This window comes from Sulfitobacter sp. HGT1 (assembly GCF_013282155.1).
In the GTDB taxonomy this organism is placed as follows: domain Bacteria; phylum Pseudomonadota; class Alphaproteobacteria; order Rhodobacterales; family Rhodobacteraceae; genus Sulfitobacter.
The window spans coordinates 1-24,099 of record NZ_BLWI01000008.1; the positions used below are offsets into that span (position 1 = coordinate 1).

General features: G+C 56.5%; 26 protein-coding genes and 1 tRNA gene. 16 read left to right on the top strand and 11 right to left on the bottom strand.

The features are described 5' to 3' along the window. Positions 1-676 precede the first annotated feature (676 nt). On the top strand, positions 677-1,837 hold the full coding sequence (locus tag HGT1_RS06210) for a hypothetical protein (RefSeq protein WP_176249074.1): 1,161 nt from the start codon (positions 677-679) through the stop codon (positions 1,835-1,837). A 472-nt stretch (positions 1,838-2,309) separates the two neighbouring features. On the opposite strand, the gene HGT1_RS06215 is transcribed toward HGT1_RS06210, so the two are convergent. Both HGT1_RS06215 and HGT1_RS06220 read right to left on the bottom strand, forming a co-directional pair. Beyond that, complete coding sequence (locus HGT1_RS06215; RefSeq protein WP_176249075.1) at positions 2,310-3,662, bottom strand: DUF6538 domain-containing protein; 1,353 nt, start codon at positions 3,660-3,662, stop codon at positions 2,310-2,312. 99 nt (positions 3,663-3,761) lie between these two features. Then, a tRNA-Ser gene (locus tag HGT1_RS06220) sits at positions 3,762-3,852 on the bottom strand. A gap of 146 nt (positions 3,853-3,998) precedes the next feature. Between HGT1_RS06220 and HGT1_RS06225 the strand changes: the two genes are divergently transcribed. The 9 genes from HGT1_RS06225 (at position 3,999) to HGT1_RS06265 (ending at position 11,690) form a co-directional block, all read left to right on the top strand. Further along, positions 3,999-4,841, top strand: coding sequence for a DUF2059 domain-containing protein (locus HGT1_RS06225; protein ID WP_176249076.1), 843 nt, complete (start codon positions 3,999-4,001; stop codon positions 4,839-4,841). Next, positions 4,841-5,650: a hypothetical protein gene (locus HGT1_RS06230; RefSeq protein ID WP_176249077.1), complete on the top strand. Its 810-nt coding sequence runs from the start codon at positions 4,841-4,843 to the stop codon at positions 5,648-5,650. Before HGT1_RS06225 ends, HGT1_RS06230 begins: the two co-directional genes overlap by 1 nt. Before the next feature lie 197 nt (positions 5,651-5,847). Then, the gene (locus tag HGT1_RS06235) at positions 5,848-6,564 is read left to right on the top strand and encodes a 50S ribosomal protein L21 (RefSeq protein ID WP_176249078.1); all 717 of its coding nucleotides are present in this window, start codon (positions 5,848-5,850) and stop codon (positions 6,562-6,564) included. Between the two features lie 12 nt (positions 6,565-6,576). Then, positions 6,577-6,846, top strand: coding sequence for a 50S ribosomal protein L27 (gene rpmA, locus HGT1_RS06240; protein ID WP_008225807.1), 270 nt, complete (start codon positions 6,577-6,579; stop codon positions 6,844-6,846). Between the two features lie 186 nt (positions 6,847-7,032). Then, a complete protein-coding gene (locus tag HGT1_RS06245; protein WP_176249079.1) occupies positions 7,033-7,635 on the top strand; it encodes a LysE family translocator in 603 nt (200 codons plus the stop codon). After that, on the top strand, positions 7,632-8,174 hold the full coding sequence (locus tag HGT1_RS06250; RefSeq protein ID WP_176249080.1) for a GNAT family N-acetyltransferase: 543 nt from the start codon (positions 7,632-7,634) through the stop codon (positions 8,172-8,174). The genes HGT1_RS06245 and HGT1_RS06250 overlap by 4 nt, the downstream gene beginning before the upstream one ends. Positions 8,175-8,202: 28 nt before the next feature. Continuing rightward, a complete protein-coding gene (gene obgE / locus HGT1_RS06255; RefSeq protein WP_176249081.1) occupies positions 8,203-9,237 on the top strand; it encodes a GTPase ObgE in 1,035 nt (344 codons plus the stop codon). After that, the gene (gene proB, locus HGT1_RS06260; protein WP_176249082.1) at positions 9,225-10,334 is read left to right on the top strand and encodes a glutamate 5-kinase; all 1,110 of its coding nucleotides are present in this window, start codon (positions 9,225-9,227) and stop codon (positions 10,332-10,334) included. Before obgE ends, proB begins: the two co-directional genes overlap by 13 nt. Positions 10,335-10,412: 78 nt before the next feature. Then, positions 10,413-11,690, top strand: coding sequence for a glutamate-5-semialdehyde dehydrogenase (locus HGT1_RS06265; protein ID WP_176249083.1), 1,278 nt, complete (start codon positions 10,413-10,415; stop codon positions 11,688-11,690). 6 nt (positions 11,691-11,696) lie between these two features. Here HGT1_RS06265 and HGT1_RS06270 read toward each other — a convergent pair whose 3' ends face one another. Then, positions 11,697-12,293: a histidine phosphotransferase family protein gene (locus tag HGT1_RS06270; RefSeq protein WP_176249084.1), complete on the bottom strand. Its 597-nt coding sequence runs from the start codon at positions 12,291-12,293 to the stop codon at positions 11,697-11,699. A 29-nt stretch (positions 12,294-12,322) separates the two neighbouring features. Between HGT1_RS06270 and HGT1_RS06275 the strand changes: the two genes are divergently transcribed. The 3 genes from HGT1_RS06275 (at position 12,323) to HGT1_RS06285 (ending at position 14,184) form a co-directional block, all read left to right on the top strand. Next, positions 12,323-12,526, top strand: a complete 204-nt coding sequence (locus HGT1_RS06275) for a DUF3553 domain-containing protein (RefSeq protein WP_176249085.1) — start codon at positions 12,323-12,325, stop codon at positions 12,524-12,526. A 63-nt stretch (positions 12,527-12,589) separates the two neighbouring features. Next, positions 12,590-13,354, top strand: a complete 765-nt coding sequence (locus HGT1_RS06280; RefSeq protein WP_176249086.1) for a GNAT family N-acetyltransferase — start codon at positions 12,590-12,592, stop codon at positions 13,352-13,354. Continuing rightward, positions 13,351-14,184, top strand: coding sequence for a 1-acyl-sn-glycerol-3-phosphate acyltransferase (locus HGT1_RS06285; RefSeq protein WP_176249087.1), 834 nt, complete (start codon positions 13,351-13,353; stop codon positions 14,182-14,184). Before HGT1_RS06280 ends, HGT1_RS06285 begins: the two co-directional genes overlap by 4 nt. 2 nt (positions 14,185-14,186) lie before the next feature. On the opposite strand, the gene HGT1_RS06290 is transcribed toward HGT1_RS06285, so the two are convergent. Then, complete coding sequence (locus HGT1_RS06290) at positions 14,187-14,720, bottom strand: GAF domain-containing protein (RefSeq protein ID WP_176249088.1); 534 nt, start codon at positions 14,718-14,720, stop codon at positions 14,187-14,189. A gap of 323 nt (positions 14,721-15,043) precedes the next feature. Here HGT1_RS06290 and rpsB point away from each other — a divergent pair, with 323 nt between their 5' ends. Further along, a complete protein-coding gene (gene rpsB / locus HGT1_RS06295) occupies positions 15,044-15,913 on the top strand; it encodes a 30S ribosomal protein S2 (RefSeq protein ID WP_176249089.1) in 870 nt (289 codons plus the stop codon). 125 nt (positions 15,914-16,038) lie between these two features. Next, positions 16,039-16,914, top strand: coding sequence for a translation elongation factor Ts (tsf, locus tag HGT1_RS06300; RefSeq protein ID WP_176249090.1), 876 nt, complete (start codon positions 16,039-16,041; stop codon positions 16,912-16,914). Positions 16,915-17,001: 87 nt separating this feature from the next. On the opposite strand, the gene aroQ is transcribed toward tsf, so the two are convergent. After that, complete coding sequence (gene aroQ, locus HGT1_RS06305) at positions 17,002-17,439, bottom strand: type II 3-dehydroquinate dehydratase (RefSeq protein ID WP_176249091.1); 438 nt, start codon at positions 17,437-17,439, stop codon at positions 17,002-17,004. A gap of 54 nt (positions 17,440-17,493) precedes the next feature. Further along, the gene (locus HGT1_RS06310; protein WP_176249092.1) at positions 17,494-17,895 is read right to left on the bottom strand and encodes a rhodanese-like domain-containing protein; all 402 of its coding nucleotides are present in this window, start codon (positions 17,893-17,895) and stop codon (positions 17,494-17,496) included. Positions 17,896-18,026: 131 nt separating this feature from the next. On the opposite strand from HGT1_RS06310, the gene HGT1_RS06315 reads away from it, so the two are divergent. Continuing rightward, positions 18,027-18,851 (top strand): FkbM family methyltransferase, encoded by an 825-nt coding sequence (locus HGT1_RS06315; protein WP_176249093.1) that lies wholly within the window; start codon positions 18,027-18,029, stop codon positions 18,849-18,851. A gap of 175 nt (positions 18,852-19,026) precedes the next feature. Here the strand turns inward: HGT1_RS06315 and phoB are convergent, their stop codons facing one another. Genes phoB through pstC form a run of 5 tightly spaced genes read right to left on the bottom strand, consistent with a single transcriptional unit; the run spans position 19,027 to position 24,076 of the window. Continuing rightward, complete coding sequence (gene phoB / locus HGT1_RS06320) at positions 19,027-19,716, bottom strand: phosphate regulon transcriptional regulator PhoB (RefSeq protein ID WP_176249094.1); 690 nt, start codon at positions 19,714-19,716, stop codon at positions 19,027-19,029. Positions 19,717-19,719: 3 nt separating this feature from the next. Beyond that, positions 19,720-20,427: a phosphate signaling complex protein PhoU gene (gene phoU / locus HGT1_RS06325; RefSeq protein WP_176249095.1), complete on the bottom strand. Its 708-nt coding sequence runs from the start codon at positions 20,425-20,427 to the stop codon at positions 19,720-19,722. 4 nt (positions 20,428-20,431) lie between these two features. Further along, on the bottom strand, positions 20,432-21,229 hold the full coding sequence (pstB, locus tag HGT1_RS06330) for a phosphate ABC transporter ATP-binding protein PstB (protein ID WP_176249096.1): 798 nt from the start codon (positions 21,227-21,229) through the stop codon (positions 20,432-20,434). 16 nt (positions 21,230-21,245) lie between these two features. Next, complete coding sequence (pstA, locus tag HGT1_RS06335; protein WP_176249097.1) at positions 21,246-22,583, bottom strand: phosphate ABC transporter permease PstA; 1,338 nt, start codon at positions 22,581-22,583, stop codon at positions 21,246-21,248. After that, positions 22,580-24,076 carry a phosphate ABC transporter permease subunit PstC gene (pstC, locus tag HGT1_RS06340; protein WP_255200116.1) on the bottom strand — a complete coding sequence of 499 codons (1,497 nt, stop codon included), beginning with the start codon at positions 24,074-24,076 and terminating at the stop codon, positions 22,580-22,582. Before pstC ends, pstA begins: the two co-directional genes overlap by 4 nt. Between the last annotated feature and the right edge of the window lie 23 nt (positions 24,077-24,099).

Here is a 24,099-nt window from a genome sequence, read left to right on the forward strand (position 1 = left end):
CCCAGCCACCCCAGTCCGCCGTGAAATCTCGCGAATGGGCATCTTGTCCCTTAAAGCCCACCGTCGAATTACGCTCAAAAATCCCATGTCTATCACTCCAATGACCCCCGACAAATCCCGTCAGGGGCACGGTTGCACATGGGTCATTTCTCAGTGACAATTCTGACCTCTACCGGGTCAGTTTTAAGTGACATCCAACACGCACGCCATCAGAGTCCATGAGAGCGCCATCAAGCCCATTAGGCGGGGTGTGTCAGGCAATGGGGTTGGGTGGAATCTAGGGTGGCCATGAGGGGCTGTAGGTCGCTTGACTTGTCGGTGTGGCATTCTCCATCTGGATCAGACAGCTCAGGACAAAAAGCTCAACTCTTCCTAGTAATCCAGTAGGGGGTGGTCTGGTGGTTCTACACCTTTGGCACTCCGTTCGTTCAGAGGAGCTGCCTTAGCTACCTCAACCGTCCTTCTTTCTTTTTATATTAAAGATGATTAGAAGAAAGTCTGAACGCGAGGTGGACATTCAAGAATTTTCCCCTCCTAGCCTTAATTTTGCCTGCCATTCCCCACATGTTCGCCAGATTTACGCAATAGCTAGCGTCATACTATTTTCATTAAGAAATGCTGATCGCTATCTGCTATTTTAGTATTTGCACTTCAAGAGGTGTAGGAGTAATTTTTCTTGAGACTACTATTATTTGTCATAACCTTTGCAGCTTCTCTACTCCCTTCGGTTTCTCTTGCAGCTGATCAAAATGGTGAGATGGATTTCAAGCAAGTTACGACGGGCGGGAACTGCCTGACGTGTTCGTTTATTAGAGCTGATGGGAAAATTACTGCTGATACACCTGAGCACTTCCGAAAATTTGTAGATCAATCCGGATACTCTAATTTCAATGGAGTTGACATACACCTCAACTCGCCTGGCGGGAACTTGATAGCTGGAGTCCAGCTTGGAGTGATTTTTCGGACTTTAGGGGTTTCCACAGTTGTCTCGCAGTCAAAGATTAAGGAAAAATATAAAGATAACCACTGGCACCTTTTAGACCCTGAGTTCGATGGGAGCGGTGCAATGTGTGCTTCGGCTTGTTCGTTTTCTTTTGTCGGCGGTGTTGAGAGATATGCAACCCAAAACGTTCGCCCTGAGCGTGTTGGATTTCAGAAGATTGGGAGAGTTGGAGTCCATCAATTTTACAATCCTGTTGCACTTATGAAACCAGATGAGAAAGTGTACTCAGCAAATGATAAAAAAGATGACCAAGAAACTATTTCCCGTCTTCTGAGCTACCTAAAGGAAATGGGAATTTCTGCAGAGATGTTACAATTGGCTTCTATAACGAACCCAAAGGATATGCACTGGATGACTGCAGATGAACTGCGCGTGACAAATGTTGATAACGCATCGTTCGCGATGACATTTATTGAGGCTTACAAAAACGGTGTTGCAATAATTGAGTTTAAATACCAGAGGATGGATGCCGCAGTAAGAAATGAAATTTGGTGCCGTGATGGTAAGTTGCAGATGCTCGCTACCCTAAGTTGGAAGGGTGGAGCTGTTCTGGCTCCAGGGACCGAATGGCGACTATATGAGAATATGAGATTAGGAAAAGACGGTCCGCATGTCCAATTGACTAAACACACATCAAATTGGGAAGGGGATATCGAAGTCATCCAAATGACATTCTCCATTAAGGGAGCTGAGGCTCGGAATCTTGTTAATCTCAGGCATTTTGATTTCTGGGATTACAACAGTCGCTATGCCACTCGAGCTGCAGAGCAGCTTAGCTTTAGTCTGCCAGATGGTTTCGATGGGATGCATATATTACCGCGTACCTGCCAATAGATTTTTATTTCACCAAGCTGCCCCGGACAGCGTAACAATCTGCCTTGTGCATCATCGTTCGTCTCTTCCTGCAGTAATTGCGCGGCATCCTCATCCCGCCAACCTCTGCGCATGGTAGGAGTCCACGAGAGGCTCTTAGGCTCGTTAGGCAGGGTAAGAGGCAATGGAGCTTGATGGACTTTAGGGTGGCTGTGAGGGGGTGTGGCGGTCGCTTGGCTTGTCGGTGTGGCATTCTCCATCTGGATCAGACAGCTCAGGACAAAAAGCTCAACTCTTCCTAGTAATGCAGTAGGGGGTGGTCTGTTGGTTATAGATGCCTAAACCCTTATCACTCCTTCGTTCAAAGGATCTGCCATAGCAACCTTAACTCTCCTCCTTTTCTCTTTTATTAAAGATAATTAGAAGAGAGAGCTAACGTAGTGATAGAAGCCCATAGTGGCCTCAGAAGTCTATCAGTGCAATTAAGACCAGATCAGGGTGCTTTCCTCTCTAACCAAGGATGGTCAACCTTGCACAGTGCCTCATACCTCACTTTCAGAGAGGGACCAGAGCCATAACTGCCAGCAACGTCACTTGAGCCATGTCCTGTTATGAAGTCATTGATCTCTTTTTGAACACCTGCATCTCGCAACTTGTCTTTCAGTGTTCCTCTGAGGGAATGAACCACTAACTTACGATCGTTGGTAACTTTTCTGATAAAAGTCATGCAAGCCTTTGATGCGCCTGATTGAGCTTTGCCGTCAGCATCCACTTTAAACCTTGGAAACAGCCGTCCAGTAGCAGTTCCAATATTAGTAAATATCTCTGGTGTGATTGGTACTTGCCGCGCTGAGCCGATGTTCTTGATTACCTTGTCACTGGCAGTAAGATCAAAGAAAGGGATGACACCATCGATCTTTATATCATCGGAGGTAAGCAGTGCGGCTTCGTCTATCCGCATACCTGTGGTTACTAATACAGACAGAAGAAGTCTTACGTCCTTAGGTAGGTCTTGCTTAAATAATTCGTGCAGTTGATCTGTCGTAAAACTTCTGTAACGCTCAGATTTCTTACCGTATCTGTTTAGTTCAAGTCCTTTGAGTGGGTTGATGTCTATAAATCCTTCTTTCTCATTGAATATAAGGACTTGTGACACGTAACCGATGCGGTTCTTGATCGTCTTATTTGCTAGCGTCTCAGCGAGCTTTTTGGCGTATTTATAGCCAACTGGTTTAGTGATACTAGAAACAGGCAAGTCACCCATAATCTCTATGAATTCTGACCACGCTTTCTGAGCCGCAGCCTTTGTTTTGTCTCGACCCCATGAGTTACTTACCAAGTACTCCGCTGCCGCGTCGGAAAATTTCTTCTTCTTTGATTTCTCGATCTGGGCTAGCTTAGGGCTATTGAGACGATTTATCGCATCTTCCACGGCTTCGATCCGGACCTCTGCATGAAACCTCGCATCATCACTGCCATCGCCACGCTTACTTTCGGTAGCGTCCCGACGAAGCTGAAAAAGGATATCCTCAACCACAAGTGGATCAGCTAAATTCTTTGTGGACAGGTTTAGGATGTCGCTGGTGCCAATCGTCTCAATGTAACTTCTTAACGCAACATAGATGGGGCTAAGTTTTTGATTGGCCTTCTCTAGCTCGCCATAAATCTCTGATGTCTTCCGATGCAGTTTTTGCTCAGCGAGCTTCCTGTCTGACGTCCCAGTAGAGCGCTTGAGCTGCTTGCGCCCTTTGAAATATTCTCTCAGTGGTTCAGGGATTGTGACAACGGCGTAGTACTTGCCTTTTTGGAAGCTGAGTGTAGCCGCTGGATACTGCGTTAAGACCACCTAGGAGAGTTACTATAACCTCCGTGATAACCTCCAAACTAACATCCGTATACCCTGTAAGTCCTTATTTTCATATATATAAGGGGGGCAGGGGAGTGTTGGCGGAGAGACAGGGATTCGAACCCTGGGAACCCTTTAGAGGCTCAACGGTTTTCGAAACCGTCCCGTTCGACCACTCCGGCACCTCTCCGCATCGGTGTGGTGCGCTCGTTTAGTCCCGATTGGACGGGCTGGCAAGGGGGGCAGGGGCAGAATTCTGGGTCACGGGGATTTTCATTGTTGCCCGGCGGATTTCTTCTAAGATCAGAGGCGTAAATAACAAAAGGATGCAGTGTGATGCGGGCGCTCTTACGAATTTGTCAGTATGTGACCTTGGCGACGGCCATCGGGATCGCGGGTTTTGCACCGCCCGCACAGGCAGCCGACCACCAGCGCGTCGATGCGTTTCTGGAGGTGACGGGCTTTGACGTGGCGCTGGAAAGCATCCGGCTGTCGGCAGATTCGGCCCCGCAGATGCTGGGCATTGATGCCGCTGATTTCGGGTCTGAATGGTCACGGCTGGTCCGCGAGGTATTTGACACCGATGTGATGCTGCAAATGGGCTCCGATATTCTGTCGGAAACGCTGGATGATGACGCGTTGGACCATGCGGCGGCATTTTACGCCACCGATCTGGGCAAACGGCTGGTTGCTGCTGAAAACGCGTCGCATATGAAAGAGGATTCCGATGCCAAGTCGGAAGCAGGCACCGCGATCCTTGAGGGGCTGCGCCGCATCAATCCCGCCCGTGTCGCCTTGCTGGCCAAGCTGAACGCGGCAAGCGACGTCGAAGACAGCTCGATCCGGGCGATCCAGGAGGTGCAGATCAGGTTTCTGATGGCCGCCGCAGGCGCAGGGGTGATCCGCTTGCAAATGGAAGAACCCGACCTGCGCGAGGCTGTGCGCCGTCAGGAACCCGAGATGCGCGTATCCATCAAGGAAAACGCGCTGGCGGGGTCGGCCTATACCTATCAGGCCTTTTCGGATGACGAGGTCCTGACCTATGCGCAGGCTTTGGAAGACCCGAAGATGCAGAAGGTCTATGCCCTGATGAATGCCGTTCAGTACGAGATCATGGCGAACCGCTATGAGGCTGTGGCCCAAAGGTTGGCGGGCATGCAGCCCAGTCAGGATCTGTGATGCGCCAGCTGTTTTTAATCCCGCTGCTCTGGGTGCTGGCCGCGCCGGTCTGGGCCGATGCGCGTGCGCAGGTTCTGATGGATGTCCTCAGGATCGACGAGGTCGCAGTGATCTTGCAGGCCGAGGGGGTCGAATATGCCGAGACCATCAATCAGGACATGCTGGGCGGGCAGGGGGGCGCAGGCTGGCAGTTGCAGGTCGATGCGATCTATAACCCCCAACGGCTGACCGAAACCTTGCGCGCCCATCTTGAGGCAGAAGTGCAAGGCGACATGCGCGAAGAGGTGATCCGCTTTTTCGCGACGGAGCCAGGGGCGCAGGTCATCAAGCTGGAAAATGCCGCCCGTGCCGCCATTGGCAATGAGGATATCGAGGATGCCGCGCGCACGAAATTCGCCGAACTCGAAGGGACCAACGACTCGCGTCTGGCCCGGATCACTGCGCTGATCGACGGTGGCGACATGATCAACCGCAATGTCACCGCCGCGATGAATTCGAACTATCAATTCATGCGGGGTCTGGGCGATGGCGGTGCGATGGACATGACCGACGATGAAATGCTGGCCGAAGTCACCGATCAGCAGGACGCGATTACCGAGGACACCACCGGTTGGCTTTACGGGTATTTGCTGCTGGCCTATTCGCCGCTGGAGGATGCGGCGCTGGACCAGTACATTGCATTTGCCGAAACCAAAGCCGGTATTGCGCTGAACAGGGCGCTGTTTGACGGCTATGGTGCCGCCTATGCCGAGATTTCCTATGCCTTGGGCCGTGCCGTCGCGTTGAATATGGTCGCAGAGGAGCTTTAACCCTGAAAACCCCGGTTCGGCGCTTGACATAAAGGGAGCGGTGGTGCATTTGGCAGCTCTTAACCAAGGGTATCCGTTTCGGGTGCCTTTATTATTTTATGATCATCCCGAAATGGGGTGCGCTGTCCGAGGTGGGTTTCGACCCGAAAACACCCGATACGGGGACCACAGGATGCGGAAACGAAAAAGGAATACGCATGTTTGCGGTCATCAAGACAGGCGGCAAGCAGTACAAAGTTCAATCCGGCGATATGCTTCGGGTAGAACGTTTGGCTGCTGACGCGGGCGACACAGTACAATTCAACGAAGTTCTGATGCTGGGCGGCGACAGCCCCGTTGTCGGTTCCCCTACGGTAGACGATGCCGGCGTTCAGGCCGAAGTTGTTGACCAGATCAAGGGCGACAAAGTCATCCACTTCGTCAAGCGCCGCCGGAAGCACTCTTCCAAGCGCACCAAGGGCCACCGTCAAAAGCTGACGCTGGTTAAAATCGGCGAGATCATGGCATCTGGCGCAGGCAAGTCCGGCGCGAAAGCAGCCATCGGTACCGGTTCGGTAAGTGCAGCAGCCGTTGCCGCCATCGAAGCCAACGCCGCTGCCAAGTTTGACGCAGCCAAGCCTGCGAAGAAAACCAAAGCAGAGAAGAAAGCAGCAGCACCAGCCGCTGAAAAGCCCGCCAAAGCAAAGCCCGCCAAAAAGGCAGCCGCCGTTGAAGGCGCAGACGACCTGAGCAAGATCTCTGGCGTTGGCCCGGTTATCGTTGGCAAGCTGCACGCGGAAGGCATCACCACATTTGCACAAATCGCAGAGTGGACAGACGCTGACGTAGAAGCGATTGAAGAGAAACTGTCGTTCAAAGGTCGTGTGGGTCGTGAAGACTGGATCGCACAGGCCAAAGAACTCGCAAAAGGCTAAGGAGAGACACCAATGGCACATAAAAAAGCAGGCGGTTCATCCCGTAACGGTCGCGACTCCGCTGGACGTCGTCTTGGCGTTAAAAAATATGGCGGCGAAGCTGTTATCCCAGGCAACATCCTGGTGCGTCAGCGCGGCACAAAATTCTGGCCAGCAGAAGGCGTTGGCATGGGCAAGGATCACACAATCTTTGCAAAGGTTGACGGCAAGGTACAGTTCCACAAGGGCCTGAAAAACCGCACGTTTATCTCGGTTCTGCCAGTGGCAGAAGCCGCAGAGTAAGCCGTACCTTATAGGGTTTTGAAAAATTCAGGGATCGGCGGAAACGCCGGTCCTTTTTTGCTATTCATTCATTGATGTTTTACCCATCCGGAAAGGAGGGGCCGATATGATACTGATACCATGCCCCGTCCTGTTTGCCGGGATCTGCTGCGCGTCCGGTCACGTGAGCGCCGCAAGGAAACCATCATGAGCGTCGCAGTTGCATCCCTGGCGGTTTTTGCCGTCAGCCAGGTCGGCACGCCGGGCCCCGCCAATATGGCGATGATGGCCACCGGCGCGCGCTTTGGCTTTCGCGCGGCATTGCCGTTTGTGGCCGGTGTGGCCCTTGGCAAGCAGCTGATCATCTGGCCCATCGGTTTCGGCTTGATGGAGCTTGCCGCACGCGCGCCGCTTTTGTTTACCACGCTCAAATTCGCCTCGGCGGCCTATATCATCTGGCTGGCGTGGAAGGTTGCGAACCTGCGCTTGGGGCAGGGACATCAGACCGAAAACGCCCCCGGTTTTGCAGCCGGCCTGATTGTGCACCCCCTGAATCCCAAAGCCTGGGCGATGATTTTCGGCAGCTTTACCGCCTTTGTCACCCCCGGCACGCCAACCCTGGTCGCGACCGCGACAATCGCTGCGATATTGCTGGGCTGTCAGATCATCCTGCATCCGTTGTGGACGCTGGCAGGTGCTGGTATTGCCAAGACCGTTGCCGGCACCATCTGGGAAAGATACCTGATGTGGACGCTGGCATGTCTGACGGTCGCATCAGTCCTATTCGTATTGTTCGGAGGAGGAACATGACGGTGGAAGCCTTGAAAATACCGCCCCAGCCCGTGATCGAGACGGAACGGTTTGACCTGCGCCCCGTGCGCCGCTCGGATCAGGGGTTGATCGAACTTTATGCCAGCGACCCGCGCGTCGCGTTGAACACGGTGTCGATCGCCCATCCGCTGCCCCCCGGCGTGATCGAGGCCTATATCGCCCGTGCCACCGCAGATCCGCGGACCGAAGATGTCTGGGTCATGGATGGCCTCAAGACCGGCGGTTCCGAAGTGATGGGCGTGATATCGCTTGTTAAAATGGACCGTGACCAATCCGAAGTCGGATATTGGGTTGCACCTGCGTTCTGGAATACCCATCTGGCATCCGAAGCCGTACAAGCGCTGGTTCAGGCCAACCCTTTGGGCAACCAGAATATGTTCGCCTCGGTGTTCCGCGATAACCCGGCTTCGGCCAAAGTATTAACCAATGCGGGTTTCCGCTATCTTGGCAATGCCGAAACCTATTGTCTGGCACGCGAGACCTGCGTACCTACATGGACCTATAGCATCAAGCTGTAACCACCTGCGCCCCGGAAAGGCCCCTGAAATGAAGTTTCTCGACCTGTGCAAAGTCTATATCCGCTCTGGCGCAGGCGGGGGCGGTTGTGTGTCGTTCCGTCGCGAGAAATACATCGAATATGGCGGCCCTGACGGCGGTGACGGTGGCAACGGCGGTTCCGTCTGGGCCGAGGCCGTGGATGGTCTGAACACGCTGATCGATTTTCGCTACCAGCAGCACTTTTTCGCCCGCAACGGCCAACCCGGCATGGGCAAACAGCGCACCGGCAAGGATGGCGACGATATCATTCTGCGCGTTCCCGTCGGCACCGAATTGCTGGACGAAGATCAGGAAACCGTGCTGGCCGACATGACCGAATTGGGCCAGCGTGTTGAACTGGCCCGTGGCGGCAATGGCGGCTGGGGCAACCTGCACTTCAAATCCGCCACCAACCAGGCCCCCCGCCGCGCCAACCCCGGCCAGGAAGGCGTGGAACGCACGATCTGGCTGCGTCTGAAACTGATCGCCGATGTGGGCCTGCTGGGCCTGCCCAATGCGGGTAAATCCACGTTTCTGGCCGCAACCTCCAACGCGCGCCCGAAAATCGCCGACTATCCGTTCACAACCCTGCACCCCAACCTGGGCGTTGTGGGCGTGGACAATACCGAATTTGTGGTCGCCGATATCCCCGGCCTGATCGAAGGTGCCTCTGAGGGGCGCGGCCTTGGCGATCTGTTTCTGGGCCATGTCGAACGCTGCGCCGTGCTGTTGCATCTGATTGACGGAACCTCTGAGACCATCGCCGAAGATTACCAGACCATCATCACAGAGCTGGAAAAATACGGCGGCGATCTGGCGGATAAGCCCCGCATTACGGTGCTCAACAAGATTGATGCATTGGATGAAGAAGAGCGTGTAACGGCCCGTGATGAATTGGAAAAAGCCTGCGGCCGCGAGGTCATGATGATGTCGGGCGTGGCCCGCGAAGGCGTCACCGACGTGCTGCGCGCCCTGCGCGGCCAGATTGACGATGACCGCCTGCGTTTCCGCCCCGCCGAGGAAGAAGCACCTTGGCAACCCTAAGCGACGGCAAACGTATCGTTGTCAAAATCGGCTCGGCCCTGTTGGTGGACCGGGCAACCGGCAAACTGCGCGCCGAATGGCTGCATTCGCTGGCGCAAGATGTGGCATGGCTGAAAGGGCAGGGCAAAGACGTCGTGCTGGTCTCTTCCGGCTCCATCGCCTTGGGGCGCGGCGTGCTGGGGCTGCCGGCGACCACCCTGGCGCTGGAACAATCCCAGGCCGCGGCAGCCGTTGGCCAGATCCGCCTTGCCCGCGCCTATGAAGAAGCGCTTGAACCCCACGGCATCACCACCGCGCAGGTGCTGGTCACTTTGGAAGACAGCGCCGACCGCCGCCGCTATCTCAACAGCCGCGCCACGATGGAGCAGCTTTTGTCCTTGGGCGTCGTGCCGATCGTGAATGAAAACGATACCGTGGCCACCGATGAAATCCGTTTTGGCGACAATGACCGCCTTGCCGCACAGATCGCGGTGACCGTCGCGGCGGACCAGCTGATCCTGCTCTCTGACGTTGACGGGTTCTATTCCGCCAACCCCAATGATGACCCTGATGCCATCCGCTATGAGACCGTCACCACCATTACCCCCGAAATCGAAGCCCAGGCCGGCGATGCGGGGTCTGGCCTGTCCAAGGGCGGGATGAAGACCAAGCTGATGGCCGCCAAAACCGCCACCGCCGCCGGCTGCGCGATGGCGATTTCCGAAGGCTCGCCCTTGCGGCCGCTTCTGGCGCTGGAAAACGGCGCGAATGCCACTTGGTTTACCGCGCAATCCGACCCCCAAACCGCCCGTAAATTGTGGATCACCGCGATGAAACCGCGCGGCAGCGTCACCCTTGATGCGGGCGCGGTCGCGGCGATGTCGCGGGGCAAATCCCTGCTGCCGGCGGGCGTCACAGCCGTGCAGGGCCCCTTTGCCCGCGGCGACAGTATTTCGATCCTGACGCCCGCCGGACATACGATCGGTTATGGGCTCACCCGTTATTCCTCCCGCGAGGCCGAGATTATCAAGGGCCACCAAAGCTCTGAAATTGAAGAGCTTTTAGGATCACCGGGCCGCGCGGCATTAATCCACAGGGACGATCTGGCGCTGTCTTGAATTCCAAATGGTTTTAAATCCTCGCCGAAGGCCTTAGGTAGTGCTTTACCCGAAATGAATAAAAGTAGATCTGAGACTATGACTTTGGACATGACACAGACATCCGACATTCCCGCGTTGATGGCAGAGATTGGCCGCCGCGCCAAAGCGGCCGCCGCGACCCTTGGTTTTGCCAGCGCCGAACAGAAACAAGCCGCCCTTGAAAACGCCGCCGACGCCATGTGGGCCGCGCGCGCCGATATTCTGGCCGCCAATGCGCAAGACATGGACTATGGCCGTGAAAAGGGCCTGTCCGATGCGATGATGGACCGGCTTTTGCTGGACGAGGACCGGATCAAGGCGATCACAGACAGCCTGCGCAGCATTGCCGCGCAAAAGGACCCTGTGGGCGAGGTGTTGACCGAATGGGATCAACCCTCCGGCCTGCATATCCAGCGCGTGCGCACCCCTTTGGGGGTGATCGGCGTGATCTATGAATCGCGCCCCAACGTGACCGCCGATGCCGGTGCCTTGTGTCTCAAGGCGGGCAATGCGGTGATTTTGCGCGGTGGGTCCGAAAGCTTCCACAGCTCGCGCGCCATTCACGCGGCCTTGCAAAGCGGTCTTGAGGCGGCGGGCCTGCCCAAGGACGCGATCCAGCTGGTGCCCACCCGTGACCGCGCCGCCGTAAGCGAAATGCTGACCATGACCGATACGATTGACGTGATTGTGCCACGTGGCGGCAAGGGTTTGGTGGGGCTGGTCCAGCGCGAGGCCCGCGTGCCGGTCTTTGCCCATCTCGAAGGGATCGTGCACATCTATATTGATGAAAACGCCGACCCTGAAAAAGTGCTCAAGGTAGTGTTGAACGCGAAAACCCGCCGCACGGGCATTTGCGGGTCGGCCGAATGTCTGCTGATCCATGAAAAAGTTGCCCGTACCATCGGCAAGGGTGTGATCAAGGCGCTGATCGATGCTGGCGTCGAAGTCCGCGCCGCAGCCCCCTTGTCCGAGATCGAAGGCACCGTTCCTGCAAGCGAGGACGACTGGGGCCACGAATATCTTGATATGATCATCGCCGCCAAAACCGTGCCCGACATCGACGGTGCCATCGCGCATATCCGTGAATTCGGGTCCAACCACACCGATTGCATCATCACCGAAGACGATGCCGCGGCGACCAAGTTCATGACCCGGCTGGATTCAGCAATCCTGATGCATAACGCATCAACGCAATTCGCCGATGGCGGGGAATTCGGCATGGGTGCGGAAATCGGCATCGCCACAGGCAAGATGCACGCGCGCGGCCCTGTCGGGGCAGAGCAGTTGACCTCGTTCAAATACCTTGTGCGCGGTGACGGCACCGTGCGCGGCTAGGCGGGTCTAAAACGACAGGGTAATTTCGGTCTGTGAGATATTCGATGTAATCTGCTGCCCGGCGTCGCGAGCGAGGACGGGCAGCAACCCGAATTGCACCTGCGCCGGACACAGTTTGATGCTGCATGTCGGCGTGGCCAGAACCGCCCAAAGATCGGGATCAATGTTCAGCTTTTCCGTCTGCCCGCGCAAAACCCACCTGTCACCGGATGTTTCGACCCGGATTGACCCGCCATAGGGCATGCCGGTTTCCAGACAGAGCAACGCCAGAAAACACATCCGGACGTCTATGCGTTTTTGCGGGTCAACCGGTGCCCATTCAACCGACCATCTGCTGCCGCGATAATAGTCGCGCAAAATCGCGTTGATTTCGCCCGCTCCAAGCATCTGGTTTGCCGCCGCACCAAATGCCACGCGGAAAAACCGGATGCGCGCGCTGGCACTGTCAACGCTGTCCCCGATCAAGGCCAGTTCCGGGCTGGGACTGACACCGGTCATGGAAAGAAGTTCCAAGCCATTGTTGACAGCGCCTATGGGCGATATCAGATCATGACAGATGCGGCTGCCAATCAAGGCTGCGAATTCGATCTCTGACTCAGGCATTTTTTGCCCACCCTGCTAAAGGACCGCCCATGGATGATCTTAACGCCATATTGACGCCGGGCATGTTAGTTCGCCATCCCGAACATCCGGACTGGGGTGTCGGACAGGTCCAAAGTAACATAGATGGCAAGTTAACAGTGAACTTTCGAAGCGAGGGCAAAATGGTCATAGACAGCTTTCGGGTCGGTTTGACTCCTGTGTTTGATGGCAGGTCTTCGTTAGCAAACGGTTAATATCACCGGCAAGGCTGGCAGACCGACGGGGTTTCGGTCACCTCGCGACCAAGGAATGACCTGATGATCATTGAAAAAAACGCAAATTTCGAGGTCGGGCTGGCCCGCACACCGTCCGAGCTGCACGCCGCACAGCGGTTGCGCTATGATGTGTTCGTGTCTGAACTGGGCGCTGGCGGGCCTTTGGTCGACCATGATCAAAGGCTCGAGAAAGACCAGTATGATGCCTTTGTCGACCACCTGATCCTGACCTGCAAGAAAACCGGCCAAGTGGTTGGCGTTTATCGTCTTTTGCGGGCAGGGGCGGCTGAAAAGGCCGGGGGGTTCTATTCTGAAAACGAATATGATCTGACCCTGCTCAAACGCTCTGGCCGGCAGATCCTTGAATTGGGGCGCTCGTGTCTGCACCGCGATTACCGGGGCGGGGCCGCCATGCATTACCTTTGGTCCGGGCTTGCCCAATATGTTGCACAACACCGGATCGAAATCCTGTTCGGTGTGGCCAGTTTTCATGGAACCGACCTGTCAGCCCTCGCGCAGCCCTTGTCGCTGTTGTGTCAGAACCATCTCGCCCCGCCAGAGCTGCGGGTCCGCGCCCGCGAGGACGCCTATCAGAACATGGACATGATCCCTGCCGCCCAGCTGGACCGTCGCCAGGCCATGCTTCAGGTGCCCAGCCTGATCAAGGCCTACCTGCGCCTTGGCGGCTGCGTCGGGGACGGGGCCTTTATTGATCACGCCTTTAACACCACCGATGTCTGCCTGATCATGGACACGACCAAACTGAACGACAGACAGGCCCGAATCTATGGCGGAGCACCGAAATGAGCACACGTTGGGATGGCACTGAAACCCTGCCGGAACACCGGATCGGCCCGATGGGATGGCTGCGGGTTATGCTGCGCGGGCTGCTGTTGGGGGCTGTTGTCTTCTTTGGGCTGTTCATTTTGCTGCTGCTGCGCCTGATCGAACGCCCGCTGTTCGGCCAAGAAAGACCGGTCACGCCGCATCTGACCCAATCGGTTTGCCGCACGGCCTTTTGGATCATCGGGCTGCGCCGCCGCCGGATCGGGTCCGCCATGCAGCATCCCGGCGCGGTTGTTGCCAATCACGCAAGCTGGTTGGATATCTTCTCGCTCAACGCCAGCCAGCGCATCTATTTCGTCGCCAAATCCGAGGTCGCCGGTTGGCCCGGAATTGGCTGGCTGGCCCGCGCCACGGGTACCGTGTTTATCGAACGCAACCCCAAACGCGCCCGCGAACAGACCGAGGTTTTCCAGCAGCGGCTTTTGCACAATCACCGGCTGTTGTTCTTTCCCGAAGGCACCAGCACCGACGGCCAGCAGGTTTTGCCCTTCAAGACGACCCTGTTTCAGGCATTCATGGCCCCCGAGCTGCGCGACGTGATCTGGATACAGCCCGTCAGCGTCACCTATACAACGCCCGACGGGTCCGATGACCGGTTCTATGGCTGGTGGGGGGATATGACCTTTGGCGCGCATTTGCTGGCGACACTGGCAGCCAAGGACCACGGCACCGTCATAACCCGCTACCATCCGCCGCTGAAGGTAAACACGTTCACCGACCGCAAGACACTGGCACTGGCGTGCGAAACGCTGGTCCGGCAGGGGCACCAGATAGATATGGGGCGCGGCTAGGATCAGGTCAGCAGCGCCACAGGCACAGCCAGAACCGTGGCCAGAACATCGGCCAAAGCGATCTCATCGCTGGTAAATCTCCGGTTTTGCGCGGTGCCTGACAGCTCGACCGTGCCCCATACCGCGCCGTCAAACAAAATGGGCACCCCAAGAAAGCGGCCCGGGCTTTGTCCGGTCAGATCGACCGGCTTTTCGATCGGGGTTGCCGCTGTCTTCTCCAGCACGACCAGTGATTTTCGCGCAAGAACCAGCCCGGTCGTATACTTCGCGATATCCCTGAGCGCGACATGCAGCGGGAATATCTCGGACGAGGTCGCACAAAGGACCGTGAGCTGCTTGTCCTTGACCTGCGTGACACAGGCATGGTCCATCCGCAGCGTTTCACAGGCCGCAAGCAGCACCATCAACAGACGGTCGTTGATCGATATTCCCTTTGCCCCAAAGATATTTTGCACCTTGCTGGCGAATGGCCCGATGATCCCGTCCGCCGTTTGCATATCTTCTTGGAAAAAAAGGGGGGGGGTCTGATGATCCAAAGGACACTCCTTTCTTAGCCACTCCATCCGCAAGCGAGTGCGACCCGTTACCGGTATCAGGCTATGGTCCCCGAAATCTTTGACGCAGATCAACTCTACCTAGAAGCGCAGCAATAGATCCCATCAACGCGTGTATATTTCACCCGAGAAAGCCAGCCGCCCGGAAACAGCCCTTGTACATGGCAGAATTCCGGCCTATACGCGCGCTACTTAAACCCGCAGTCGGGGTTGGGCCTTTGAGGGAGAAATCCTTGAACGTCCGCCGGTTGGTCCCACCAGGGATCGAGACCCCCGACGAGGCAAAACCGGAAAGGTATAAAGACATGGCTCTTCCAGAGTTCTCCATGCGCCAATTGCTTGAAGCAGGCGTACACTTCGGCCACCAGACGCAGCGTTGGAACCCACGTATGGGTCCGTACATCTACGGCGCGCGTAACGGCATCCACATCATGGATTTGACACAGACTGTTCCAATGCTGGACCAGGCCCTGCAGGTCATCCGTGACACCGTCGCCAAAGGCGGCAGCATTCTTTTCGTCGGGACCAAGCGTCAGGCCGCACAGCCTATCGCCGATGCCGCCGAAAAATGCGCACAGTATTACATGAACCACCGCTGGTTGGGTGGCACATTGACCAACTGGCAGACTGTTTCCAAGTCGATCCAGCGTCTGAAGTCCATCGACGAGCAGTCCGAAAACGGCTTTACCGGCCTGACCAAGAAAGAGCGTCTTGGCATGGAGCGTGACCAGTTCAAACTGGAAGCATCCCTTGGCGGTATCCGCGAAATGGGCGGCCGTCCTGACCTGATCTTTGTCATCGACGTGAAAAAAGAAGCACTGGCAGTCGCCGAAGCCAACAAACTGGGTATCCCGGTTATTGCGGTTGTCGACACCAACTGTTCGCCAGACGGCATCGACTACATCATCCCGGGCAACGACGACGCGGCACGCGCCATCGGCCTGTATTGCGACCTTGCAGCACGTGCAGCACTTGACGGCATGTCCGCTCAGTTGGGTGCAGCTGGTGTAGACATCGGCGCAATGGAAGAAGCACCTGTAGAAGAAGCATTGATCGGCGGAGGCGTTGAAGTCGGCGCAGCATCTTCCGAAACTGTTTCCAACGATGCAATGGGCGCAGATGCACCACTGGACATCGAATCCAAGCAGGACACTGTTGAAGCAGCTAAGTCCTAAGCGACTGTGCTGACAGGCGGGCAGGGGACCATTCTCTGCCCGCCAAACACACCAATCATTTTTGAGACATGAGAGCAGGCATCACCTGCCCCTCGTATCATCCCAATTCAAGGAGAACCAAAGCGATGGCAATCACAGCATCCATGGTCAAAGAACTGCGCGATTCCACCGGCGCAGGCATGATGGACGCCAAAAAGGCGTTGACTGAAACAGACGGCGACATGGAAGCGGCCGTTGACTGGCTGCGGACCAAGGGTCTGGCCAAAGCGGCCAAAAAATCCGGCCGTACTGCTGCTGAAGGTCTGGTCGCGGTTAAAGTCGAAGGCGGCCACGGTGTTGCAGTCGAAGTTAACTCCGAGACCGACTTTGTTGGCAAGAACGCTGATTTCCAGAAAATGGTTTCCGGCATCGCAGATGTTGCGATCAACGTTTCCGACCTTGACGCGCTGAACGCGGCCGACATGGGCGGCAAGCCCGTTTCGACCGTCATCACAGACGCAATCGCGACAATCGGCGAAAACATGTCGGTGCGCCGCATGCAGTCGCTCGATGGCGACCTTGTTGTATCCTATGTGCACAACGCTGCTGCACCTAACATGGGCAAAATCGGTGTTCTGGTCGCAATGACCGGCGGCGACGAAGCGCTTGGTAAACAGATCGCGATGCACATCGCCGCTGTTAACCCTGCGTCCTTGTCCGAAGCAGATCTGGACCCGGCAGTTGTCGAGAAGGAAAAGCAGGTTCAGATGGACATCGCACGCGAATCCGGCAAGCCAGAAGCCGTGATCGAAAAGATGATCATTGGCCGTATGCAAAAGTACATGTCCGAAGTGACATTGCTGAACCAGGCATTCGTTGTGAACCCTGATCTGACCGTTGGTGCCGCTGCAAAAGAAGCCGGCGCGACCATCACAGGTTTCGTACGTCTGGAAGTTGGCGAAGGCATCGAAGTCGTCAAAGAAGATTTCGCGGCAGAAGTTGCAAAAGCCGCCAAAGGCTAAGCAATCCGATACCAAGATTGAGGGGCGGGGGCGCAGATGCGCTTCCGCCTTTTTCGTTTCGGGCTTTTTCCGTTTCAGATCAGCCGATTACTTGGCAAAATGCCCTTTCAGAGCATCCAACGCCATCACATAGCCCTGTGCCCCGAACCCGCAAATCTGCCCCAATGCAACGGGCGCGATATAGGATTTGTGACGGAATGCCTCGCGGGCGTGAATATTGCTCAGGTGGACTTCGACCACCGGCAGTTCAACCGACGAAATCGCATCCATCAACGCCATCGACGTATGTGTATATGCACCCGCATTCAGGATAATCCCGGCATGGGTGCCTTTGGCCGCGTGAATAAGATCAATCAACACACCTTCATGGTTCGATTGCTCGAACCCAAGCGCAAAGCCAAGCGTGTCAGCGTGGGTCCGGCACATGGCCTCGACGTCTGCCAAAGTGGTTGAGCCGTAAACCGCTGGCTGCCGCGTGCCAAGAAGGTTCAAGTTTGGTCCGTTCAGGATAAGAATAGATGTCATGTGCCATGCCTTTTATCGTTGTGCCGCACGCCTATCACAGGCGCGAAACCCTGTTTAGTCTTTCTTTTCAGGGAATTCGACCGGTCCCCCGTGTTTTTCCCATGTCGAAAACCCCTCGCGCAGATGTGCCGCCTCGAACCCCATATCAAGCAGGGTCGCGGTGGTGATGGCCGACCGCCAGCCCGACGCGCAGTAAAAGACGAATGCCTTATCCTCGCCGAAAACCGGCTTGAAATACGGGCTTTCGGGGTCGATCCAGAATTCGATCATGCCGCGTGGCGCATGGAAACTGCCCGGAATATAGCCGCTGCGCTGGCGTTCGCGGATGTCGCGCAAATCAACGATCACCACATCGGGGGCGTCGATCATCGCGATCAGATCGGGGGTTTCGACCTCGTTAATCCGAGCGCGTGCAGCATCCACCATCTGCGCAGCCGTTACTTTTAATCTGGTCATTCTTTATCCTCTCAAGGCAGATCAACTGGGCTGAAACCCGCACCAAAACCTGCGAAAACATTGCATTGGCAGCGGTGTTGTGGACTATGACAGCAGATCACAGGACGTAAAGACAAGGAAATGCACAGCAGATGAACTATCCCGCTTTCGAGGCAGATCAATTCGCGCTCCAGAACGATATGGTAGAAAGATACGACCGCGCATTCCGGCAGTTTTCCAATCAGGAACTGGTTCGCGTTTTCCATGAAATGATCGCTTTGGAAGACGTCACATGCATCCTTGAACTTGGCGCGCACCGTGCGCCGACATCAAAACGCTTTGTGCGCGCCCAGGAAGGCCGCAAAGCCGTCGCGATTGAGGCGAACCCGTTTAACTATGCGAAATTCGGGCCGCTGGCCGAGGATGTCGGCGTTTTGTACCTGAACTATGCGCTGACCGATAAAACAGGCCCGTTGAATCTGGTGCTGAGCGATTCAGACCGCGACCGCAAACGCGGCCACACAAAGACGTCGAACTCGATCCTGTTGAATCTTGATTTCGGCCGCACGAAAAAAGTCGAAGTGCCGGGCATCACCTTTGACGATCTGGAAAACGAAGCCGCGTTCAAGGAATATCTGCCGTCATTGACGGACACGCGCGCTGCCTTGTGGATCGACGTCGAAGGGGCGCTGAGCCAATTGCTGGATGGCGCAAAGACCGCGCTGCCCAAATGCCTGTTCGCCATGGCCGAGGTGGAACGCGTCGAACGGTTCGAAGGACAAAAAACCGTAGAGCATGTCGCCAAACAATTTGCCGATCTGGGTTTCTATCCGTTCTTGCGCGACAGTGAGTATATGCCGACACAGCATAACGTGATCTTTGTGAACGGGGCGCTTATCAAGCCACAGAAACTGGCAGACATAAAAGGCGGTTTTATAAACAGGATCAAGAGCTTCACGCCAGAAGCTAATGCATAAGGTAAGGTTAATCAGCGCGGGCTTAGCACCCCCTTACATTACATAATACTGATTATAAGTAACTCCCAACCACCAGCACCCCGCAAATACGTGCAGCCTGTTTGATGCAATCCCGTCATGCATCACACGGCTAGACGCACTTAGTTTTATATATTCAGATCAAAGCCTTGCGGGCTTACCCTAACGCATACCCTGCACCGCGCACCGTGCGGATCGGATCATTGCCACCATTCTGGGTCAACGCTTTGCGCAGCCGCGCGATGTGCACGTCAACGGTGCGCGTATCAACATAGATGTCGCGGCCCCAAACGTGATCCAGCAATTGATCGCGGCTGAACACGCGGCCCGGTCTTTCCAGAAATGTCACCAGTAACCGGTATTCTGTCGGCCCCAGTTTCAACGGCTGGTCGGCGCGGCTCACTCGGTGGGTTTCGGGATCAAGGGTGATGTCGTCAAAGCTCAGCGTCGCACCCCCTGTCGAAGGCCGTACACGACGCAACTGGGTGCGTACACGCGCCATCAACTCGCGCATGGAATAGGGTTTGACCACATAGTCATCCGCGCCCGTCTCAAGCCCGCGCACGGTGTCCACTTCCTCGGATCGCGCGGATAGCATGATCACGGGGATATGGCGCGTATCCTCGCGGGTTTTCAGCTGGCGGCAAACTTCGATGCCGCTCAGCAATGGCATCATCCAGTCCAGGATCACCAGATCGGGCAAGGCTTCGGCGACCAGCAGCATCGCTTCTTCGCCATTCTCGGCGCGCCGAACCTCGAACCCCTCGGCCGACAGGTTATAGGCCAGAACTTCGCGCTGTGCCGGTTCGTCTTCGACCAGCAAGATCTGAGGCTGCGCCACCGACATGACCTACCCCTTGAGCTGGGTCGATGTATCGTCGGCTTTCACCCGGTCTTCGTCGGGATGCGTGCCCGTGACCAGATAAACGACCTGTTCGGCAATCGACGTGACCAGATCACCCATGCGTTCCACGTTTTTGGCGATGAAATGCAGGTGCATGCACGACGTGATATTGCGCGGGTCTTCCATCATAAAGGTCAGGAATTCACGGAACAGCGCATTGTACATCTGGTCAACATCGGTGTCGCGCGCGATCACATCCATCGCCAAGGCCGCGTCACGTTGCACATAGCTGTCCAGCGCGTCTTTCAGCATCGCCTCGACGGTTTTGCACATCCGCCGGATCGCACCGGTGCTGTCGCTGACTTCGGGCAGTTGCGCCAGAACCGTATTCCGCTTGGCCATGTTTTTCGCATAATCGCCAATGCGTTCAAGGCTGGCGCTGATCTTGATCACGCTCAGGATCAGACGCAAATCAATCGCTGTGGGCGCGCGCAAGGCGATGATGCGGGCGGCACGTTCGTTGATCAGCTCTTCGAGGGCGTCAATGGCCTTGTCCCCTGCCCGCACCTGTGCGGCCAGTTCTTCGTCGCGGGTTTCAAGCGATTGTGCGGCCAGCCGGATGGCGTCTTCGACCATGCCGCCCATTTTCATGATCTGCGCTTGTACGGCTTCCAGATCGCGGTCAAAAGCTGAGGCAATGTGTTGATCTGACATGATATTATCCAATCCGGCCTGTGATATAGCTTTCCGTCCGAGGGTCCTCGGGCGATGTGAAAATCTTGTCTGTTTCGCCGTATTCAACCAGATGTCCGAGGTGGAAAAACGCGGTTTTCTGGCTGACACGCGCGGCTTGCTGCATCGAATGGGTTACGATCACCACCGAATAATCCTGGCGCAGCTCGTCGATCAGTTCTTCGACCTGTGCGGTGGCAATCGGGTCCAACGCCGAACAGGGCTCGTCCATCAGCAACACTTCGGGTTCGGTCGCAATGGCGCGGGCGATGCACAAACGCTGCTGCTGCCCGCCTGACAGGCCCGTACCGGGCGCTTGCAGGCGGTCTTTGACCTCGTTCCAGATCGCCGCACGTTTCAGCGCACGTTCAACGATTTCATCCAGCTCTGTTTTGTTGCGGGCCAGACCGTGGATGCGTGGGCCGTAAGCGACGTTATCATAGATGGATTTCGGGAACGGGTTCGGCTTTTGGAACACCATCCCCACCTTGGCGCGCAGCTGTACGGGGTCGACATTGCGGTCATAGATGTCTTCGCCATCAATCAGGATGTCCCCTTCGACGCGGCAGATATCAATCGTGTCGTTCATCCGGTTGATACAGCGCAAGAACGTCGACTTGCCGCAGCCGGACGGGCCGATAAAGGCGGTGACCGTCTTATCCTGAATCTCGACCGAGACATCCTTGATGGCGTGGTTTTCGCCGTAATAGACCTGTACGTTACGGGCCGAGATTTTGATCTTGTCTGTCGTCACGTCGACCTCCGGAATATAGTTATCTTTCATAGCCTTACCGCCCATTCTACCAGCGCCGCTCGAACCTGCGCCGCAGCATGACGGCAATGGCGTTCATGGTCACAAGGAACACCAGCAAGATGATGATCCCGCCCCAGGCCCGCTCATAGAAGGCAGGGTCGGCACGTTTGGCCCATTCATAGATCTGCGCTGGCATGGCCGAGTTCGGGTCCATCAGCCCCGATGCGATCCCGTCTGGCGGGTTCGATGCGATGAAGCCCACCATACCGATCAACAACAAGGGCGCGGTTTCACCCAAGGCCTGCGCCAGACCGATGATCGTTCCCGTCAGAATGCCCGGTGCGGCCAAGGGCAGCACGTGGTGGAACACCGACTGCATCTTTGACGCCCCTACCCCCAACGCCGCATCGCGGATGCTGGGCGGGACGGATTTCAGCGATGCACGGGTCGAGATGATGATCGTGGGCAAGGTCATCAGCGTCAACACCAGCCCGCCCACCAAGGGGGCGGAGTTTGGCAAATGCATGTAGTTGATGAACACGGCCAGACCCAGAATACCGAACACGATCGACGGCACCGCCGCGAGGTTCGAGATGTTCACCTCGATGATATCGGTGATCAGGTTCTTGGGGGCGAATTCCTCAAGATAGATCGACGCGGCCACACCGATGGGCAGCGCCAGCGCCAGCACCACCAGCATCATGAACAGCGACCCGATCATCGACACGCCCATGCCAGCAGCCTCTGGCCGGGCATCGGATGCGTCGGCACCGGTGATGAACGCAAGGTTAAAGCGCTTTTCCAGGGCACCGTCCTTGACCAGCGCATCGACCAGATCCAGCTGAGCGGCGTTGATATTCTTGTCGTTGGCGATGCTTTCGCGGGTCACACGCCCCTTCATATACCCGTCAACGCGGCTGTTGGTCAGGAAGCGGAACTGAACCGACGTCCCGATCAGATCGGTGTTTTCCAGCACAAAGTCGCGCAATTGGGCGGCGGCGTCCTTGGACAGCAACGCGGCCATTTCCTTGGGTTTCAGATCGCTCTCGACAGCGCTTTCAGCGACCTTTTTTTCTAGCGCGGCAGCCATCAGGGGGGCGTATCCAAAGGTCGACACCTTTTTGATGTCCTGCAGATCGCGGTTGCCCTTTTTGTCCAGCTTTGCCTCAAGCAATTGCACATCCAGCGTCAGAAACGTCTGTTGAAACGCACCTGTCCCGCGGCCGATGATGGTCACCAGCAAGATCACCAGCATCAGCAGGCCCACCGAAATCGCGGCAATGCCATAGGCCTTGAAACGGGTTTCGGCGCGGTTGCGTTTGACGGTGCGCGCGTCCTGACGCAGCAGCGAATTCTTTGGCGTCGCGTTTGGCATGTCGGTCATTCGTACTGCTCCCGGTATTTGCGCACGATATAAAGCGCCAGCACATTCAGCCCCAGCGTCAGCACAAACAGCGTCAGGCCAAGGGCAAAGGCCACAAGGGTTTCAGGGCTGGCAAAGTCGGTATCGCCGGTCAACTGGCTGACAATGCGGGTGGTGATGGTCGTCATCGCCTCGAGCGGGTTCGGCGATATGCGGGCGATGGCCCCTGCCCCCAGCACCACGATCATGGTTTCGCCAATCGCACGGCTGGCCGCCAGCAAGATCGCCCCCACGATGCCCGGCAGCGCCGCTGGCAGCACCACCTGGCGGATGGTTTCGGAATGGGTGGCACCCAGCCCGAATGACCCGTCGCGCAAGGATTGTGGCACCGCGTTGATGATGTCGTCGCTCAGCGAGGACACAAAGGGGATCAGCATAATGCCCATGACCAGACCGGCGGTCAGCACCGATGTGGCCCCGCTCATCCAGTCGACGCCCAGAATGCCGTCTTCGCCACGCCCGAACAGGTTGACCAGAAACGGCCCCACCGTCAGCAGCGCGAACAGACCATAGACGATTGTAGGAATACCGGCGAGGATTTCCAGAAGCGGTTTGGCCACGGCGCGGACTTTGCTGTTGGCATATTCCGACAGATAGATCGCCGCGAACAACCCGATGGGCACCGCCACCAGCAGCGCGATGATCGAGATATAAAGCGTGCCCCACAGCAGCGGCAGGATCGACAGATCGCTATCCCCGCGAAAGTTCGGGGCCCATTTGGAGCCAAGAAAGAAGTCCTGCCACGGGTGCAGCTTGAAGAAATTGATTGTCTCGAACAGCATCGAGAACACGATCCCAACGGTTGTCAAAATCGCCAGTGACGCCGCGACGATCAGCAGGCTCAGGACAAAGCGTTCGACCATATTGCGGGCGCGGAATGTTTTGGTGGTTGCGCGCAATGCGATCAGCAAGCCGGCAATCGCAATCAATGACACGACTGCGGTCATTAGCACTTGCCCCGTCGATTGCATTCCGCGGTAGCGCTGTGCGGCGGCCAGTACCTCGGCGGTGACATCCGACCCCAAAGCAACCCCCGTCCCCGCAAGGACAGAGCGCACGTCATCCGCCGCCGTCAGGGCCTTGGCCGCATCCGCCGTCAGCGCGCCGGACTTGACCGCGCCATTCAACCCGTCGGCCACGCGGCGCACATCGCTCATCACCAGATTGACCGAAGACCCTTCGGAAACAGCACTGGCAGGGATCATTTCAATCACGGCATTCTGGATCAGCACTGGCTGCAACAGCATCCAGATCACCAGCACGAACAAGGCCGGGATCGCCGTCAGCATCGCGGCGTTATAGCCATAGTAGCCGGGCAAGGAATGCAGTTTTCGGGCGTCGCCCCCGGCCGATGACATCGCGCGGCTGCGCGCGGAAACATAGGCAATGCCGGTCAGGATCAGAACCGCAAGAACCAGCAGCGTGGTTGGTGCCACATTTAGAAAGTTGCTCACGTATGGCCCCCCGGTCGTACCCG